The organism is Micromonospora sp. GCM10011542, from assembly GCF_042650685.1.
Taxonomy (GTDB): Bacteria; Actinomycetota; Actinomycetes; order Mycobacteriales; family Micromonosporaceae; genus Micromonospora.
This window is the reverse complement of sequence record NZ_JBHSBO010000069.1, coordinates 1-1,125: the sequence shown is the minus strand read 5'-3', so window position 1 is coordinate 1,125 and position 1,125 is coordinate 1. Positions and strand designations below refer to the sequence as shown.

1 protein-coding gene is annotated in these 1,125 nt (G+C 69.1%); it reads left to right on the top strand.

Features of this window, described 5'->3' with window-relative positions; all coding sequences use genetic code 11:
* Window positions 1–30: 30 nt before the first annotated feature.
* A partial coding sequence (locus ACFOW4_RS30170; protein WP_377533707.1) for an IS630 family transposase occupies window positions 31–1,125 on the top strand: 1,095 nt, incomplete at its 3' end.

Genomic DNA, 1,125 nt, shown 5'->3' with positions numbered 1-1,125 from the left:
TGGCGGCGTTGCGGCGGTCAGGCTGTGGCGGTGGCAGATCTTGTACGTGTGCGGCGGCTGAGTGATCAGGAAGGTCAGCAGCTGCTCAGAATCACCCGCCGGGGAACCGGTTCCCCGATCCGACTACGTCGGGCGATGGTCGTGCTCGCGTCTGCCGGCGGGAACACGGTGCCGGCGATCGCCCGCCTGGTGCAGGCCGACGAGGACACGATCCGGCAGGTCATCCACCGGTTCAACGAGATGGGGATGGCCAGCCTGGACCCTCAGTGGGCGGGTGGCCGTCCCCGCCAGATCAGTCCTGACGAGGAACAGTTCATCGTCGAGACGGCCAACACCCGCCCCGAGAAACTCGGGCGGCCGTTCACCCGCTGGAGCGTGCGCAAGCTCGCCGACCACCTGGGCTCGCATGCGACCCGCCGGATCCGCATCGGGCGGGAACGGCTGCGTCAGATCCTGCACCGGCACCGGATCACCTTCCAGCGGACCAAGACGTGGAAGGAGTCCACCGACCCTGACCGGGACGCCAAACTCGCCCGGATCGAGTACGTGAGCACCTGTTTCCCGCAGCGGTTGTTCGCGTTCGACGAGTTCGGTCCCCTGGTGATCCGTCCGCAGGCCGGCGCAGGGTGGGCGCCGGCCGGGCACCCGCACCGGCTGCCCGCGAACTACCACAAGCTGCACGGGGTCCGGCAGTTCCACGGCTGCTACAGCGTCGGCGACGACCAACTCTGGGGCGTCGTGCGGCGCCGCAAGAGTGCCGCGAACACCCTGGCCGCACTCAAGTCGATCCGCGCCGCGCGTCCGGACGGGGCGCCGATCTACGTCATCCTGGACAACCTGTCCGCGCACAAGGGCCTCAAGATTGGCAGGTGGGCGGCCCGGAACAAGGTCGAACTCTGCTTCACTCCGACCTACGCCTCCTGGGCCAATCCGATCGAGGCCCAGTTCGGGCCGCTACGCACCTTCGTGATCGCCGGCTCGAACCACCCCAACCACACCGTCCTGGCCCGTCGGCTGCAGGCCTACCTACGCTGGCGCAACGCCAACGCCCGCCACCCCGACGTCCTGGCCGCCCAACGCCGAGAACGCGCCCGCATCCGCAGCGAACGCCAACGACGATGGGGC